Source organism: Oceanimonas marisflavi, assembly GCF_003049725.1.
GTDB classification, from domain to species: Bacteria; Pseudomonadota; Gammaproteobacteria; order Enterobacterales; family Aeromonadaceae; genus Oceanimonas; species Oceanimonas marisflavi.
On record NZ_QAGM01000021.1, the window covers coordinates 1 to 15,884 of the forward strand.

At 62.0% G+C, this 15,884-nt stretch carries 15 protein-coding genes; 11 read left to right on the forward strand and 4 right to left on the reverse strand.

The window, feature by feature from the left end; genetic code table 11:
• Positions 1–198 precede the first annotated feature (198 nt).
• The 7 genes from ybaK to DA373_RS12710 all read left to right on the forward strand — a co-directional run bounded on the left by ybaK (position 199) and on the right by DA373_RS12710 (position 6,764).
• On the forward strand, positions 199–660 hold the full coding sequence (ybaK, locus tag DA373_RS12680) for a Cys-tRNA(Pro) deacylase (protein ID WP_107852677.1): 462 nt from the start codon (positions 199–201) through the stop codon (positions 658–660).
• Positions 661–797: 137 nt separating this feature from the next.
• Positions 798–2,057: an imelysin family protein gene (locus DA373_RS12685; protein WP_107852678.1), complete on the forward strand. Its 1,260-nt coding sequence runs from the start codon at positions 798–800 to the stop codon at positions 2,055–2,057.
• A gap of 325 nt (positions 2,058–2,382) precedes the next feature.
• Positions 2,383–3,768 (forward strand): di-heme oxidoreductase family protein, encoded by a 1,386-nt coding sequence (locus tag DA373_RS12690; protein ID WP_107852679.1) that lies wholly within the window; start codon positions 2,383–2,385, stop codon positions 3,766–3,768.
• On the forward strand, positions 3,768–4,766 hold the full coding sequence (locus DA373_RS12695; RefSeq protein ID WP_107852680.1) for an imelysin family protein: 999 nt from the start codon (positions 3,768–3,770) through the stop codon (positions 4,764–4,766). The genes DA373_RS12690 and DA373_RS12695 overlap by 1 nt, the downstream gene beginning before the upstream one ends.
• On the forward strand, positions 4,766–5,842 hold the full coding sequence (locus tag DA373_RS12700; RefSeq protein ID WP_107852681.1) for a DUF1513 domain-containing protein: 1,077 nt from the start codon (positions 4,766–4,768) through the stop codon (positions 5,840–5,842). The genes DA373_RS12695 and DA373_RS12700 overlap by 1 nt, the downstream gene beginning before the upstream one ends.
• Positions 5,843–6,033: 191 nt before the next feature.
• Positions 6,034–6,285 carry a GlsB/YeaQ/YmgE family stress response membrane protein gene (locus DA373_RS12705; protein ID WP_107852682.1) on the forward strand — a complete coding sequence of 84 codons (252 nt, stop codon included), beginning with the start codon at positions 6,034–6,036 and terminating at the stop codon, positions 6,283–6,285.
• A 77-nt stretch (positions 6,286–6,362) separates the two neighbouring features.
• Positions 6,363–6,764 (forward strand): NUDIX hydrolase, encoded by a 402-nt coding sequence (locus DA373_RS12710; RefSeq protein ID WP_107852683.1) that lies wholly within the window; start codon positions 6,363–6,365, stop codon positions 6,762–6,764.
• A gap of 48 nt (positions 6,765–6,812) precedes the next feature.
• Here the strand turns inward: DA373_RS12710 and metL are convergent, their stop codons facing one another.
• The gene (gene metL / locus DA373_RS12715; RefSeq protein ID WP_107852684.1) at positions 6,813–9,245 is read right to left on the reverse strand and encodes a bifunctional aspartate kinase/homoserine dehydrogenase II; all 2,433 of its coding nucleotides are present in this window, start codon (positions 9,243–9,245) and stop codon (positions 6,813–6,815) included.
• Positions 9,246–10,406 (reverse strand): cystathionine gamma-synthase, encoded by a 1,161-nt coding sequence (gene metB, locus DA373_RS12720; RefSeq protein ID WP_107852685.1) that lies wholly within the window; start codon positions 10,404–10,406, stop codon positions 9,246–9,248. It abuts the gene before it with no gap.
• Between the two features lie 176 nt (positions 10,407–10,582).
• On the opposite strand from metB, the gene metJ reads away from it, so the two are divergent.
• On the forward strand, positions 10,583–10,909 hold the full coding sequence (gene metJ, locus DA373_RS12725; RefSeq protein ID WP_014290702.1) for a met regulon transcriptional regulator MetJ: 327 nt from the start codon (positions 10,583–10,585) through the stop codon (positions 10,907–10,909).
• Between the two features lie 224 nt (positions 10,910–11,133).
• Here the strand turns inward: metJ and cysQ are convergent, their stop codons facing one another.
• Positions 11,134–11,952 carry a 3'(2'),5'-bisphosphate nucleotidase CysQ gene (gene cysQ / locus DA373_RS12730; RefSeq protein WP_107852686.1) on the reverse strand — a complete coding sequence of 273 codons (819 nt, stop codon included), beginning with the start codon at positions 11,950–11,952 and terminating at the stop codon, positions 11,134–11,136.
• A gap of 2 nt (positions 11,953–11,954) precedes the next feature.
• Entirely contained in the window at positions 11,955–12,512 is a 558-nt protein-coding gene (gene nudE / locus DA373_RS12735; RefSeq protein WP_107852687.1) for an ADP compounds hydrolase NudE, read from the reverse strand.
• Between the two features lie 160 nt (positions 12,513–12,672).
• Here nudE and hslR point away from each other — a divergent pair, with 160 nt between their 5' ends.
• The 3 genes from hslR (at position 12,673) to pckA (ending at position 15,845) form a co-directional block, all read left to right on the forward strand.
• Positions 12,673–13,065, forward strand: a complete 393-nt coding sequence (gene hslR, locus DA373_RS12740; RefSeq protein ID WP_107852688.1) for a ribosome-associated heat shock protein Hsp15 — start codon at positions 12,673–12,675, stop codon at positions 13,063–13,065.
• A gap of 18 nt (positions 13,066–13,083) precedes the next feature.
• Positions 13,084–13,947: an Hsp33 family molecular chaperone HslO gene (gene hslO, locus DA373_RS12745; RefSeq protein WP_107852689.1), complete on the forward strand. Its 864-nt coding sequence runs from the start codon at positions 13,084–13,086 to the stop codon at positions 13,945–13,947.
• Between the two features lie 284 nt (positions 13,948–14,231).
• Positions 14,232–15,845, forward strand: coding sequence for a phosphoenolpyruvate carboxykinase (ATP) (pckA, locus tag DA373_RS12750; protein WP_107852690.1), 1,614 nt, complete (start codon positions 14,232–14,234; stop codon positions 15,843–15,845).
• The last annotated feature ends 39 nt before the right edge of the window (positions 15,846–15,884 follow it).

A 15,884-nucleotide genomic window follows, 5' to 3' on the forward strand; every position in this document is an offset into this window, starting at 1 on the left:
GCTGGCATAACACCGCCAGGAATGGCCGGGTAGGAACGAAAGCACTGTGGAGTGGCTGGTTCACCCTGATGAATTACGTCGAGTCCTATGAGTTGTTCCATGGACTCGACTTGTGACTAAGAGACAGGCTGACGGCTTATAGCTTACAGCTGTTTTTATCTGCATAATTTTCCCTTCATTTGTTTACCGGACTTCGTCATGACTCCCGCCATTCTGTTTCTGGAAAAGCAAAACGCCGCCTTTTCCCTGTATCAGTACGACTGCACCGCTCAGGACGACTTTGGCGCGCACGCCGCCGGCCAGCTGGGTGTGCCGCTAGAGCGCGTGTTCAAGACCCTGCTCACCGAGGGCGAGCAGGGTGCCGTGGTGGCGCTGGTGCCGTCTTCGGGCAAGGTGAACCTCAAGCGGCTGGCAAAGGCCGCCGGGGTGAAAAAACTGGAGATGATGCCGCCGCAAAAGGCGGAGCGGCTGACCGGCTTCAAGGTGGGCGGCATCAGCCCCTTTGCCCAGAAAAAGCGGCTGATCACGGTGCTCGATGCTTCTGCCAAAGAGCATGACACCATACTGGTCTCCGGCGGAAAACGGGGCCTGTCGGTGGGGCTGAGCGCCGGCGAGATTGAGCGCCTGCTGAAGGCGGTGCTGGCCCCCATCGCCGAATAATCCCGCTCCGGACATATCGCTGTTTCACCCTGCACACAGCAGGGTTTTATTCGTCCTTCCCTTGCACCCCTTTCCGCATTGGCGCTAGAATCCTTTTTGCTAATAGAAACGATTATCAAATGCATAAGGATATATAAATGCACTTCCGCAAACTTGCGCTGGCCGCCGCCATCGGTGGTCTGCTCAGCGCCTGCGCTCAGACCAGCAGCCCCTCCGTTACCCAGGATCAGGTCGTAGAGCACTACGCCGATATCGCCCAGGCCGTCTACAGCGACGCCCTCACCAGTGCACAGCAGCTGGATAAAGCCATTGCCGCCCTGCTGGCCAGCCCGAGTGAGCAGACTCTGGCCGATGCCCGAACCGCCTGGCTGGCCGCCCGGGTCCCCTATCAGCAGTCGGAAGTGTTTCGTTTCGGCAACCCTGTGGTCGACGACTGGGAAGGCCAGCTCAACGCCTGGCCCCTGGATGAAGGCCTGATCGACTATGTGGCCAAGGGTTACCAGCATGAGCTGGGCAACGCCGGCGCCACCGCCAATATCATCGCCAACACCCACCTGCAGATCGGTGGCGAAAAGCTGGACGTGACAAACATTACCCCCGAGCTGCTGGCCGGGCTGAACGAGCTGGCCGGCTCCGAGGCCAACGTGGCCTCCGGTTACCACGCCATTGAATTTCTGCTGTGGGGGCAGGATCTGAACGGCACTCAGTCCGGTGCCGGCGAACGTCCCTGGACCGACTACGCCCTGGGCGCGGACTGCACCAACGGCCACTGTGATCGTCGCCGCGACTACCTTCAGGCCGCAAGCCGGCTGCTGGTGCAGGATCTGCAATACATGGCGGGTCAGTGGCAGCCGGGCCAGGACAACTACCGCGCCGAACTCACCGCCCTGCCGGCGGAAGAAGGCCTGCGCCGCATGCTGTTTGGCATGGGCTCCCTGTCTCTGGGCGAGCTGGCCGGCGAGCGCATGAAGGTGGCGCTGGTGGCCAACTCGGTGGAAGACGAGCACGACTGCTTCTCCGACAACACCCACCACTCTCACTACTACAACGAGAAAGGCATCAGCAACCTGATGTTTGGTGAATACCAGCGCATCGATGGCAGCACCCTGCAGGGCCCGTCCCTGCTGCAGCTGGTGGCTCAGCGCAATGGCAAGGCCGCCGAACAAATCGGCGAACAGTTCCGCGAAAGCGAGCAGGCGGTATACCGGCTGGTGCAGTCCGCCGAGGTCAATAATGTGCACTTCGATCAGCTGATCGCCGCCGACAACCCGCAAGGCAACCAGCTGGTAACAGACGCCATCGGCGCCCTGGTGGAGCAGACCCGCGCCATTGAGCTGGCCGCCAACACCCTTGGCATCAATAACCTGAACCCGGACACCGCCGATCACGAGTTCTGAGCGCAGTAAAAACAATAACAACAGGGCCGACTCAAATCATTCATCGGGAAGGGGCAGGTCGTTGCCTTAGCCAACCGTCGAGGCAGGGGGCGCGAAGCACCAGGCACCACCGCCAGCATCGCGAAGCGATGTTACGGTGGTTTCCACGACCTCGCCATCGTCGAGCATAGATGGGCGAGCTTGCTCGCGAGTACCGAGCTTTTTGCCTGACCGGGCTTCCAGTGAAAGCCCGCAGCAGGCAAAAAGTGAAGGTGTCACCATGTGCTGCGTGTTGGCGTGGCAATGACCCGCCCCAACCGTACGGCCCTTTTACTCTGGAGTCTCCATGTCGTTTCGACTCACCGGCCTGCTGCTTGGCGCTGCCTTTGCCCTCGGCGCCCAGGCCAATCCCGCCAAACCCGGTGGCGACACCACCACCACCAAAACCGGTGCCAACGCCTATTCCATGCCCGCCGCCAATCTGAGCTTTGACAAGCGCCTCGATTTCTCGGTGGGCAACAGCTTTTTCCGCAATCCCTGGGTTGCCGCGCCGGCCACCACCGACGCCCGCGACGGCCTGGGCCCGCTGTTCAACACCAATGCCTGCCAGAGCTGCCACATCAAGGACGGCCGCGGCCATCCGCCCGCCTTTGACGGCGACAATGCGGTCAGCATGCTGGTGCGGCTGTCGGTGCCCGCCGATGAAAGCCAGCAGCACCGGGACTATCTGCGCACCCTTGGGGTGGTGCCTCATCCGGTATACGGCGGCCAGCTGCAGGATATGGCCATTCCCGGCGCCGTGCCCGAAGGCAAGGTGGTGATTCACTACAGCCCCCAAACCGTACGCTTTCACGACGGCAGCACAGTGGAGCTGCGCCGGCCCCATGTCAGCATTGATCAGCCCGGCTACGGCGAGCCCGGTTCGCAGCTGCTGACCTCGTCCCGCATCGCCCCACCCATGATCGGCCTGGGCCTGCTGGAAGCCATTCCCGAGTCGGCGCTGCTGGCCGGGGAAGACCCGCATGATGAAAATAATGACGGCATTCGCGGCCATGCCAACCGGGTATGGGACGCCGCCCGCGAACAGGCGGTGATCGGCCGCTTTGGCTGGAAAGCCGGCCAGCCCAGCCTGCGCCAGCAAAATGCCGGCGCCTTTGCCGGCGACATGGGGCTCACCTCCTCCCTGATGCTCACGAACGACTGCACCGCCGCTCAAGCCTGTGAGCAATACCCGGACGGCGGCCAGTCCGAGGTCAGCGACGAGGTGCTCGATGCAGTCACCTTCTACAGCCAGCACCTGGCGGTGCCCGCCCGTCGCCACCTGGATAATCCAGATGTGCAGGCCGGTGAGCAGCTGTTTCTGGCCCTGGGTTGCGCCGGCTGCCATACCCCGTCTTACACCACAGGCACACACGCCAGTCCGGCGCTCAGCCACCAGAAAATCTATCCCTATACCGATCTGCTGCTGCACGACATGGGCGACGATCTGGCCGACAACCGTCCCGAGTTTGAAGCCGGCGGCCGCGAGTGGCGCACCCCGCCCCTGTGGGGCCTGGGCTACGCCGGGGAAGTGGCGGGCCAGCCCGCCCGCTATCTGCATGACGGCCGCGCCCGCACACCGCTGGAAGCCGTGCTCTGGCACGGGGGCGAGGCCGAAGCCGCCCGCAACCGGGTGCTGGCCGCCAGCGCTCGAGAACGTGAACAACTGATCGCTTTTCTGGAGTCGCTTTGATGAACTTTCGTCCGTTTTCACTCGCCGCGCTGGGCCTGCTTGCCGCCTGTCAGAGCCAGCCACCACTGGACCCGTCCCTTGACCGGCTGACCCAGGCACACCTGGGCCTGATGCGCCAGCAGGCGGATGAGCTGGCCCAGGCGCTGACCCGGCTGGATAACATCGGCCGCGCCTATTGCGCCGGCGAGCAGCCTCTGACCAGCGTGCAGCAGCAGTGGCGCAGCGCCTTTACCGCCTGGACCGCCCATCAGGGACAGAGCGGTGGCCCCCTCGACGCCGCCGGCCTGAGCTACGCCTTTCAGCTGTGGCCCGACAAAAAGGACACCACTGCGCGCCAGCTGACCCGTCAGCTTGAGCAGCCCGGCCCGCTCAAGGGGGCCAGCATCACTCTGGGGGCAGTGGAATACCTGTTGTATGAGGATCTTTCTCAAGCGCAGCGCTGCACCCTGCTGCCCAGAATCAACGAGCGGCTGGTGCAAAACAGCGAAAAGCTGCAACTGGTCTGGTACAACCCGTCCGACTATGAACAACAGCTGGAGCAAATGGCGGTGCAGGGCGGCGAGCGTGTGCTGCTGGTGCAGATCCTCGGCCAGCTGGCCCACCGTTACGATCGCATCGAAAAGAAGCTGGATTTGCCGCTGAACACGGTCGAACACCCCCGTCCTCTGTTTGCCGAAGCCTGGCGCAGTGAACAGTCGCTGCACTTTGTGCGCACCAGCCTGCAAAACCTGGAGCGGGAATATCAACAAGGCGGCATTCGCGCCTGGCTGCAGCAACAAGGCAAAACCGGTCTGATCACCGAACTGGATAAGGCCTTTGCCGACACCCTTGAGCACCTGCCCGAAGGCGACAGCCTGGCTCACTGGCTGCAGGGGGATAACTACGCCGCCCTGCTGCGCTTTAAACTCTCCTTTGACCGCCTGGGCAGCAAGCTGAAGCTGCGCCTGCCCGACGCCCTGGGCATCAGTCTGGGCTTTAACGCCACGGACGGTGACTGATGCAGCGCCGGCAATTTCTGAAAGGGCTGTCCGCCGCCGGCGTATTGTGCAGCCTGGGGCTGGCGGGCTGTGCCCTGCCGGCACGCAGACGCGGCTATCTGGTGGGTGGCGGTCGCCGCGATGGCGGCCGCTATGTGGTGCAGGCACTGAATCTGGATGGCAGTCTGCGCTATGAGCTGCCACTGCCGGCCCGGGGTCACGGCATGGCGGCCCACCCCACCCGGCCGCTGGCGGTGTGTCATGCCCGCCGCCCCGGAAGCTATCTGGCGCTGTTCAACCATGAGCAGGGCCGGCTACTGCAGGTGCGCGAGGTCGACCCTGAACGCCACTATTACGGCCACGGCGTATTCAGCGCCGATGGCCGCCGGCTCTATACCACCGAGGGGGTGCGTGCCACCAGTGAAGGCATTATCGGTGTATATGCGCTTGAAGGGGAACGGCTCACCAAGGTAAACGAGTTCACCGGCTTTGGCCTGGGACCTCATGAAATCCGCCGCCTGCCCGACGGCAACCTGGTGGTGGGCGTGGGCGGGGTGCACACGCAGGGGCGCGAGCCGCTGAACCTTAACACCATGCAACCCAGCCTCACTTACCTCGATGCCCGGAACGGCAGGATACTGGAGCAGCGGGGCCTGGCCGACCGGCACCTGTCCATTCGTCATCTGGCGGTGACCGCCGACGGCGAAGTGTTTACCGGCCAGCAGTATCGCGGCAACCCGGACGACTATCCGCCACTGATTGTGCGCCACCGCCGGGGCCGGAAGCTTATCCCCCTTGGCGGCGAGCCTCTGGACTGGGCCCGCTTTAACCATTACATCGCCAGCATCGCAGTCACCGACGATTATATTGCCGCCACCTCGCCCCCGGGCAACTGCTACGGCCTGTGGCATCGCCACAGCGGCGAGCTGATCCGCATTGCGCCCCTGCCCGATGCTTCCGGCGCCTCGGCAGATCAGGACCAAATCTGGCTGGGCAGTGGTCAGGGTGGCATCAGCCAACTCAATGCCAATGGCGAGGAAACCCGTTTCTATTCCCCCTGGCAATGGGACAACCACTGGTCGCTGATCGGCGCCTGAAGACTCCGGCCTCAATCGTAGGCGCTTTAGCCTGATGGTAGCAGGCGACTGTAGAATGTTGGGACTCGTGCCTCGTCCCAACCTACAATTTCGCATGGCGTTCACTCTCAATGACCCGCTCACCGCTGACAGCTGTGTGTTCCGCTGGTCTATGCTTGGAGCAGGTCAAAAAACGAGCAACGGAGTGCATCATGGGATATCTCAGCTGGATTATTTTCGGGCTTATCGCCGGCTTTCTGGCGCGCTGGATCATGCCCGGGCGGGATGGTGGCGGCCTGATCATGACCACCCTGCTGGGCATTGCCGGCGCCTTTGTGGGCGGCTGGGTGGGAGTACGGCTGGGCTTTGGCACCGTCACCGGCTTTAATCTGGGCAGCATGATCACCGCGGTGATCGGCGCCCTGTTTCTGCTGTTTGTGTACCGCGTTATCAGCCGGTCGTAATCGTTCACCATAAAATTCGCCGAAGCCCTTCGAGCTTTGGCACAATACCCACCTGTTCATTCAGCCAGGGAATACTCATGAAGGCACCCAAGGTCGGCGTTATCGCCGTGGTCTGGCACCGGCAGCGAGTGCTGCTGGTGAAACGCAAGCACGCCCCCCACGCCGGACACTGGGGCTTTCCCGGTGGCAAACTGGAATGGGGCGAAACCATGAGCGCGGGGGCGGCCCGGGAACTGCAGGAAGAAACCGGCGTCACCGCTCACATGGACGCCCCCTTTGCCTGCTACGACGTACTGGCCGAAGAAGCCGGCGAACTGGCCCACCACTATGTGATGGTGGCGGTGCGCGGCCACTACCACAGCGGTACTCCGGTGGCCGACGACGACGCCGAAGCGGTGGCCTGGTTCAGCCCCGAGGATCTGCCCTCCCCCCTGTGTCCGAATCTGAAAGACATTATCGAACGCTCGCAGCGGGGCTGATCACCGCCCTCCATGTATCAAAAAGGCTCCCGCAGGAGCCTTGTTTCGTTACAGCGCCGCCAGCAGCTGCCACAAATCCGCCTGCACGGCGGCGGCGGTCACTTCCCGGCCAGCCCCCGGTCCCTGAATGACCATGGGATTCTGGCGGTAGTGGCGGGTTTCAATGGCAAACACATTGTCGCCGGGGCGCAGGGGTACAAAGGGATGGTTGGCGGGCACCACTTCCAGCCCCACACAGGCCTCACCGGTTTCGGCATTGAAGCGGGCCACATGACGCAGCACGCCGCCCTGCTGTTGCGCCTCGGTCAGCCGTTCTGCCAGGGCCTCATCCAGCCGGTGCAGGCGGTCAAGGGCATCTTCCTTGCTCAGCGCCGCCAGCTCGCCGGGCACCAGGCTGGCCACCTTTACCTGCTCGGGGTCGAGCTCAAAACCGGCTTCACGGGCCAGGATCACCAGCTTGCGTTTTACGTCCTGGCCGTTGAGATCGTCCCTCGGATCGGGCTCGGTGAGGCCCTGCTGCCAGGCCTGCAGCAGCAGTTCGGAAAACGGCTGGCTGCCCTCAAAATTCTGAAACAGCCAGCTCAGGGTGCCGGAGAACACCCCACTGATGGAACGGATCTGCTCCCCCGACTGACGCAACTGATGCAGGCTGCTCTGCACCGGCAGCCCGGCGCCCACGGTGGCATTGCTGAGAAACTTCACCCTGTGTTCGGTCAGCGCCTGCTTCAGCCCCGAATAAAAGCCCGAGTCGGCGGCACCGGCCTGTTTGTTGGCGGCGATCAGGTGAATATGCTGCTGCACCATGGCCGGATAATACTGCACCAGGCTCTCGGAGGCGGTGCAGTCCAGCGCCACCATGGTGTCGAAACCATGCTCTTCCAGGTCTTCCAGCCAGTCGGGCCAGACCACACTGTGGGGTTCAAACTCGTTCAGTACCTTGTCCACTTCCAGCCCCTGGCTGGCGAGCATGGCGCCCTGAGTATCAAACACGCCATACAGGGTCAGGCGCAGATTGAGCTCCTGCTCCAGCCGGGCCTTTTGTTCCTTGTACAGGCGCAGCCAGGCCTGGCCGATGTTGCCCCGGCCAAACAGCAGCACCCCTACCCGTTTGGGACGGCTGAACAGGCTCTGGTGCAGCCTGAGCAACAGCGGATCCAGAGCGGTTTTACGTACCACGCCTACCAGGCTGAGACCATTTTTCGCCGGCTGAATAAACTCCAGTGGCTGCTCGTTCAGGGCATGATAGAACTGCAGACACTGCTCGGCCTGACTGGTCACGTTCTTGCCTACCAGCGCCACCAGCGAGAACCCTTCCTGCTGCTGCAGGCCTTCAAAGCCGCCGGCAGGCTGGTGATCCCGCAGCAACAGAAAGGCCTGCTCGGCCTGCTCCCGGGTGTAGGCAATCTGCCACAGCTTGCGATCGGGCCGGCGCTTGCACGCCAGCGGCGTCAGCCCCCGTTTGCCAAGCCACTCGGTAAGCGCATTCACCCGCTCCTGATAGCGATCGGAAATGGTCATTTCCACCAGCACGGTATCGTCCACCGCAGTGACGATGCGCGCCCCCTGCTCCCGGCGGGGCTTGCGCTCAATGCGGGTATGGCCATCGTCCGGATGGTAGCTGCAGCGCAGCATCAGCTGCTGGCGGCTGGCGGCCACCGGCCCCAGGGTGCGGCTGTGCAGCACCGGCGAGCCCAGCCGGGCCAGCTCGGCGGCCTCGGGCAAGGCCAGACGCTTGAGCAGGTGCGCCTCGGGAATACGTCGCGGATCGGCGCTGAACACACCGGGCACGTCGCTCCAGATAGTGGTATGGGAGCTGTCGGCCAGGGCGCCGAGCAGGGTGGCGCTGAAGTCGGATCCGTTGCGCCCCAGCAGCCGGGTATTACCGTCGTCATCGGCGGCGATAAAGCCGGTCACCACCAGCATTTGCTGCGGATGATCGGCCAGAATGCCGGCCAATAAGCGGCGGGATGTCTCTTCCTGAACCTGCACCGGCGTGCCGGACACCCGCAGAAAGCGGCGCGCATCCAGGCTGGTGGCAGAAAGCCCCTGATTACACAGCACCCGCGCCAGCAGCCGGGACGACCAGACCTCACCAAAAGACTGAATAAAACCGCGCTGAACATCGTCGAGGCGGCTTTGCTCCAGCACTTGAGCAATGGTGACAATGTCATCGCTCAAGGCCGCCAGCAGGGACGCGGCGGCCTCGGCGGGCAAGGAGGTTTCAATCAGGTTGCGCTGAAAGGCATGCAGCCCGGCCAGCGCCTCGGGAGCGGCGGTGTCGCCACTGGCAAACAGATTAAGCAGCTCAATCAGCCGGTTGGTGGTCTTGCCCGGTGCCGATACCACGATCAGGGCGTCGGGCTGTTGCAGCTTGTGAATTATGCCGGCTACCCGGTGAAAACAGGCGGCATCGGCCAGGCTGCTGCCGCCAAACTTGTGCACCGGTCGCCAGGCGCCGGCCTCGGGCTCGAGAGTGGTCATTTACTTGCTGAGTACCTTGAATGCGTTTTCCAGATCGTGGATCAGATCGCCACTGTCCTCAATACCTACCGATACCCGCAACAGCTGCTGGCTGATGCCGGCTTCGGCCAGGGCTTCAGGACTCATGACGGCGTGGGTCATGGTGGCCGGGTGGGCGATCAGGCTTTCCACCCCGCCCAGGGATTCGGCCAGAGAGAACAGCTGCAGCTGCTGCAAAAAGGCCTTGAGTCCGGCTTCGTCGGCATCCAGCTCAAAGCTGAGCATGGCGCCAAACCCGGCCTGCTGGCGGGCGGCAATATCGTGGCCCGGGTTGCCCGGCAGGCTGGGATGATACACGGCTTTGACCTTTGGCTGGGTCTGCAGAAAGGCCACCAGCGCCTCGGCGTTTTCACAGTGCTGACGCATGCGTACCCCCAGGGTGCGCAGGCCGCGCAGGGTCAGGTAGTTGTCAAAGGCGGAGCCGGTCAGCCCCAGGCAGTTGGCCCACCAGCGCAGCTGCTCGGCCAGATCCGGATCCGCCGCCACCACGGCGCCGCCCAGGGCGTCGGAGTGGCCGTTAATGTATTTGGTGGTGGAGTGCAGCACCAGATCGGCGCCCAGGGCCAGCGGCTGCTGCAGCGCCGGCGACAGAAAGGTGTTATCCACCACGCTGAGGGCACCCACGTCTCTGGCGGCGGCACACAGAGCCTGAATGTCCACTACCCGCAGCAACGGGTTGGACGGGGTTTCAATCCACAGCATGCGTGGCTTGCGCGCCATCACCTCGGCCAGGGCGGCGGCGTCGGTCTGATCCACATAGGCCAGCTCAAACAGGCCCTTGTCGGCCAGAGAGTTGAACAGCCGCTGGCTGCCACCGTAGCAGTCGTGGGGCACCACCAGCAGATCACCGGGCTGCAACTGTGAGGTGACCACCAGGTTGATGGCGCCCAGGCCGCTGGCCGTTACCGCCGCGCCGGCACCGCCTTCCAGGTGGGTCAGGGCATCCAGCAGGGTCTGGCGGGTGGGGTTGCCGGAACGGGCATAGTCAAACTGCCGCTTCTGGTTAAAGTCGGCAAAAGAATAGGTGCTGCTCAGATAAATGGGCGGCACCACGGCGCCATGCTGAGTATCGCTCTCAAGGCCGGTACGAACGGCGTGAGTCTGAGTCTTGTAATTCGGCATGTCCTTCTCCTTTGCGCACGGCAGCCTGAAACGGGAATTTGCAAGAGACGCACAGTAACCCAGCACAAAAAAGCCGTCAAGCCATCCAGACATCCGAAAGGCTTTGCCGTTGGATTGCCAACACAAAGTGCAGGGGTTACAATTCGCCGGAATTTATTCCCGAATGCAGGTGGACGATGAAAACTGAATGGAACGGCGACTATATCAGCCCTTACGCCGAGCACGGCAAGAAAAGCGAGCAGGTCAAGAAAATCACCGTATCCATCCCGCTCAAGGTGCTCAAGGTGCTCACCGACGAGCGCACCCGTCGTCAGGTCAACAACCTGCGCCACGCCACCAACAGCGAGCTGCTGTGCGAGGCTTTCCTGCACGCCTATACCGGCCAGCCTTTGCCCCAGGACGAAGATCTGCGCAAGGACGTGCCCGACCAGATCCCCGCTCACGCCCGGGAGATCATGACCGCCCTCGGCATTGAAATCGAGGATTTCGGGCAGGACGACTAAAAACACAGCCATCAGCGGTAAGCTGTCAGCTTTAAGCCGTCCAGAGCCGCTTGTGGTTTCCGAATGGTGTCTGCCTCGCTCTGTTAAACACGTCACTCCCGCGAAGGCGGGAGTCCATTCTGCCGACACCAGAGCATTCTAAACCCCTGCGCCACAGCCGGAGTCCAGCATTGCCTGCCTGTGGATGCCCGCCTTCGCGGGCATGACGGTATGGCTGACAGCTTTCAGTTCGCTTCCGGCTTTAATATCTCCTGCCAGGGCAGGTTTGCGTCTCCCAGGGTAATAAAGTTGGGGTTGATCAGGCTGTCGCGCTCGTTATAGCTCAGTTGCTGCAGTTCCAGATCCAGCAGGCGGCCGCCCGCTTCTTCCACAATGCACTGGGTGGCCCCGGTGTCCCACTCGCCTGTGGGGCCGATGCGCATATACATATCCGCCTCCCCTTCCGCCACCAGGCACGACTTGAGCGAGCTGGATCCCAGCGGCACCAGCCGGTAGTCCAGCGCGTCGGTCAGCCGGGAGCGCACCCATTCCACCTTCTGGCGCCGGCTGATGGCAATGCACAGGCTGGTCACCGGCTGATGCGGATCATAATGGCGGGCATGGATTTGCCGGGTTTCACCACCGGCTTCCTTAAAGGCTCCCTGACCGCGCACTGCGTAATACATAAGATCGTGCACCGGACCGTAGACCACCCCCAGCACCGGCCTGCCATGCTCAATCAGCGCTATCATGGTGGAGAAATCACCACTGCCGGCAATAAACTCCTGAGTGCCGTCGAGAGGGTCCACCAGCCAGTAGCGGGGCCAGGTGCTGCGCTCGGCAAGAGGAATGTTACCGCCTTCTTCCGACAATACCGGCACATCGGCCAGTTCACGCAGCGCCTTATCAAGGTAGGCATGGGCCGCCAGATCGGCGCTGGTCACCGGGCTGTCGTCGTCCTTGCATTCGGCCTGATACTGACCGCTGTTGTACATCGACAGGATCAGCCTGCCAGATTCACGGGCTGCCGCCTTCACCCCCGGCAGCAGGGCACTGGTATCCATGGTTATTCCTCTTTATTGAGCCAGTCCTGCAATAAAAACAGGCCGCAGATACTGCGCGCCTCGGAAAAGTCGGGCCGGGCCATCAGCTCATCCAGCCGGTTCAGTGGCCAGGGCACCACTTCCAGCGGCTCCGGCTCATCTCCTTCCCGCTGCTCCGGATACAGCTCCCGCGCCAGCAGAATGTCCATGCGGCTGCCAAAATAACCGGGCGCCAGGCTCACCTGCTTGAGCGGGGTCAGCGACCGGGCGCCGTAACCCACCTCTTCCATCAGCTCCCGGTTACCGGCCTCGATGGCGGTTTCCCCAGGGTCGATCAGCCCCTTGGGAAAGCCGAGTTCGTAACTGTGGGTGCCGGCGGAATACTCCCGAATCAACAATATGGTGTCGTCGTCGAGCATGGGCACCAGCATGACGGCGCCACGGCTGCCGCCGCGCATTCTTTCATAGACTCGCTCCACCCCGTTACTGAAACGCAGGTGCACCGATTCCACCCGGAACAGGCGGCTTTCCGCCACCAGCTCGGTGTGCAGTATTTTCGGCTTTTGTTTGTCGTCGGTCATGGCCCGTTCCGTTCTTTAACTCGCCCTTACATGAGGTTATCGCAACTGGCGGCCAACGTCTGCCGCAGAATGAACACAATGCGTGATTTGCTCACGGCTTCTATGCCGCAGCGGGCCATCTGGTATAATTGGAGGCCCGGTTTTGACGAGAGCGACTACCATGAACGGAAAAACGGACTCCGTGCGGCTGGACAAGTGGCTGTGGGCCGCCCGCTTCTACAAAACCCGCAGTCTGGCCCGGGACATGATCGACGGTGGCAAGGTGCACTACAACGGCCAGCGCACCAAGCCCGGCAAACCGGTGGAAACCGGCGCCCTGGTGCGGCTGCGCCAGGGCCACGATGAACGGGAAGTGGTCGTGGTGGCCCTGTCCGACAAGCGAGGCAAGGCCGAAGCAGCACAGCAGCTCTATCAGGAAACGCCGCAAAGCATTGAACAGCGGGAGCGCAACGCCCAGGCGCGCAAGCTCAACAGCCAGTTTGCCCCCAGCCCCGAGCGCCGGCCCGACAAGAAAGAAAGACGTACCCTGCTCAAGATCAAGCAGGGCAACTGAGCCGAAACAGGATTCATTATGAACAAACCCGATCAACTTCACCGTTATCTGTTCGACCACTTTCAGGTACGTGGCGAACTGGTACAGCTGCAGCAAAGCTTTCAGCACATTCTGGAAGCCCAGGCCTACCCGGTGCCGGTGCAACGGCTGCTGGGCGAGTTGCTCACCGCCACCAGCCTGCTGACCGCCACCCTCAAGTTTGAAGGTCATATCACGGTGCAGCTGCAGGGCGACGGTCCGGTCAGCCTGGCGGTGATCAACGGTGATCACAAGCAGCAACTGCGCGGCGTGGCACGCTGGCAGGGCGATGTGCCCGACAGCGACCGGCTGACCGATCTGGTGGGCAAGGGCTATATCGCCATTACCATCACCCCCGACGAGGGTGAACGCTATCAGGGCATTGTGGAGCTGAATGAAGCTTCGCTGGCCGCCAGCCTGGAAAACTACTTTGCCCAGTCGGAGCAGCTGACTACCCGCATCTGGCTGTTTACCGGACTGACGGGAGAACACCAGGCCGCGGCCGGCATGTTGCTGCAGGCCCTGCCCAGCGACGAAGCCGGCCAGCAGGATGACTTCGAGCACCTGGAAGCGCTTACCGCCACCGTCAAGGCCGAAGAGCTGCTGCAGCTGGACGCTCAGGAAGTTCTGTACCGGCTCTACAACCAGGAGGCGGTGCGGGTGTTCGATCCACAACCGGTCAGCTTTAAATGCACCTGTTCAAAGGAAAAGTGCGAGCAGGCCCTGTTGCAGGTAGGACAGCAGGAAGCCATGGAGCTCATCAGGGAGCAGGGCAAAATCGAAATGCACTGTGACTATTGTGGCCACCATTACCGCTTTGACGGCAGCGATGTACAGAACCTGTTCGGCCAGACCCTGCACTGAGTCAAGGTGATAGCCGTTACAGGCGGGGCCGGCATACCGTCCCCGCTTTATTTACAGCCGCCGCGTCTTTCCCCTGCCTGGTGCATTTTACGCAAAATAAAAGCACAGTAAGTTAACAATAAAACAGCATAAATCACGCCAATTTTACTCTTTATCCCTTAATTCGTTTCGCAAAATTATAAAGTTTGAAGCAGATCCCCTAATTGACATCTTGTTGTTGCTAAGCTTGGGTTTCCAAAAAACGAATAACCAACAACCCCTCTGTACCAATCCAGGAGTGAATAATGACGCCCAAGGCGCAACAACTCGGCTTGTCCCGCTACGGAATTACCGACGTCACCGACGTACTTTACAACCCTTCCTACGAGCAGCTGTTTGAAGAAGAAACCCGTGCCGATCTGGAAGGCTATGAAAAAGGCGTGGTAACCAGCCTGGGCGCCGTGGCCGTGGATACCGGCATCTTTACCGGTCGCTCCCCCAAGGATAAATACATCGTCCGTGACGACGTGACCCGCGACACCGTGTGGTGGGCCGATCAGGGCAAGAACGACAACAAGCCCATGAGCCAGGACACCTGGAACCAGCTCAAGGGCCTGGTCACCAGCCAGCTGTCCGGCAAGCGCCTGTTTGTGGTGGACACCTTCTGCGGCGCCAATGCCGATACCCGCCTGGCGGTGCGCTTCATTACCGAAGTGGCCTGGCAGGCGCACTTCGTGAAGAACATGTTTATTCGCCCCAGCGAAGCCGAGCTGGAAAGCTTTGAGCCCGACTTTGTGGTGATGAACGGCGCCAAGTGCACCAACCCCAACTGGCAGGAGCAGGGTCTGAACAGCGAGAACTTCGTGGCCTTCAACCTGACCGAGCGGGTGCAGCTGATCGGCGGCACCTGGTACGGCGGCGAAATGAAGAAAGGCATGTTCTCCATGATGAACTACCTGCTGCCGCTGAAGGGCATTGCCTCCATGCACTGCTCCGCCAACGTGGGCAAGGACGGCGATGTGGCCATCTTCTTTGGTCTGTCCGGCACCGGCAAGACCACCCTGTCCACCGATCCCAACCGTCAGCTGATCGGCGATGACGAGCACGGCTGGGACGATGATGGCGTGTTCAACTTTGAAGGTGGCTGCTACGCCAAAACCATCAAGCTGAGCCAGGAAAACGAGCCGGAAATCTACGCCGCCATTCGCCGTGACGCCCTGCTGGAAAACGTTACCGTACGGGAAGACGGCACCATCGACTTTGACGATGGCTCCAAGACCGAAAACACCCGGGTGTCCTACCCCATCCACCATATCGACAACATCGTCAAGCCGGTGTCCAAGGCCGGTCACGCCAAAAAGGTGATCTTCCTGACCGCCGACGCCTTTGGCGTGCTGCCGCCGGTGGCCAAGCTGACCCGGGATCAGGCCCAGTATCACTTCCTGTCCGGCTTCACCGCCAAGCTGGCCGGCACCGAGCGCGGTATTACCGAGCCGACCCCGACCTTCTCCAGCTGCTTTGGCGCCGCTTTCCTGAGCCTCCACCCCACCCAGTATGCCGACGTGCTGGCCAAGCGTATGGATGCCGCCGGCGCCGAGGCCTATCTGGTGAATACCGGCTGGAACGGCACCGGCAAGCGCATCTCCATCAAGGCGACCCGTGCCATCATCAACGCCATTCTCGACGGCTCCATTGAAAACAGCGAGTTCGCCGAGCTGCCTTACTTCAATCTGGCCATTCCCACCGGCCTCGCCGGCGTGGAAGACGAGTCCATTCTGGATCCGCGCAACACCTATGCCGACGCCGCCGAATGGGAAGCCAAGGCGAAGGACCTGGCCCAGCGCTTCGTGAACAACTTCGAGAAGTTCACCGACACCGACGAGGGCAAGGCCCTGGTGGCCGCCGGCCCGCAGCTGTAAGTTCAGCCGCCAGCGCAAATACAAACCCCGGCTTCGGCC

Excerpts from the sequence above, each read along its gene's own strand:
- nudE (WP_107852687.1), bottom strand. The coding sequence starts at position 12,512 with ATGACCGACGACAAACAAAAGCCGAAAATACTGCACACCGAGCTGGTG.
- hslO (WP_107852689.1), top strand. The coding sequence starts at position 13,084 with ATGAACAAACCCGATCAACTTCACCGTTATCTGTTCGACCACTTTCAG.
- cysQ (WP_107852686.1), bottom strand. The coding sequence starts at position 11,952 with ATGGATACCAGTGCCCTGCTGCCGGGGGTGAAGGCGGCAGCCCGTGAA.
- DA373_RS12695 (WP_107852680.1), top strand. The coding sequence starts at position 3,768 with ATGAACTTTCGTCCGTTTTCACTCGCCGCGCTGGGCCTGCTTGCCGCC.
- DA373_RS12705 (WP_107852682.1), top strand. The coding sequence starts at position 6,034 with ATGGGATATCTCAGCTGGATTATTTTCGGGCTTATCGCCGGCTTTCTG.
- hslR (WP_107852688.1), top strand. The coding sequence starts at position 12,673 with ATGAACGGAAAAACGGACTCCGTGCGGCTGGACAAGTGGCTGTGGGCC.
- ybaK (WP_107852677.1), top strand. The coding sequence starts at position 199 with ATGACTCCCGCCATTCTGTTTCTGGAAAAGCAAAACGCCGCCTTTTCC.
- DA373_RS12690 (WP_107852679.1), top strand. The coding sequence starts at position 2,383 with ATGTCGTTTCGACTCACCGGCCTGCTGCTTGGCGCTGCCTTTGCCCTC.
- pckA (WP_107852690.1), top strand. The coding sequence starts at position 14,232 with ATGACGCCCAAGGCGCAACAACTCGGCTTGTCCCGCTACGGAATTACC.
- DA373_RS12710 (WP_107852683.1), top strand. The coding sequence starts at position 6,363 with ATGAAGGCACCCAAGGTCGGCGTTATCGCCGTGGTCTGGCACCGGCAG.
- DA373_RS12700 (WP_107852681.1), top strand. The coding sequence starts at position 4,766 with ATGCAGCGCCGGCAATTTCTGAAAGGGCTGTCCGCCGCCGGCGTATTG.
- DA373_RS12685 (WP_107852678.1), top strand. The coding sequence starts at position 798 with ATGCACTTCCGCAAACTTGCGCTGGCCGCCGCCATCGGTGGTCTGCTC.
- metL (WP_107852684.1), bottom strand. The coding sequence starts at position 9,245 with ATGACCACTCTCGAGCCCGAGGCCGGCGCCTGGCGACCGGTGCACAAG.
- metJ (WP_014290702.1), top strand. The coding sequence starts at position 10,583 with ATGAAAACTGAATGGAACGGCGACTATATCAGCCCTTACGCCGAGCAC.
- metB (WP_107852685.1), bottom strand. The coding sequence starts at position 10,406 with ATGCCGAATTACAAGACTCAGACTCACGCCGTTCGTACCGGCCTTGAG.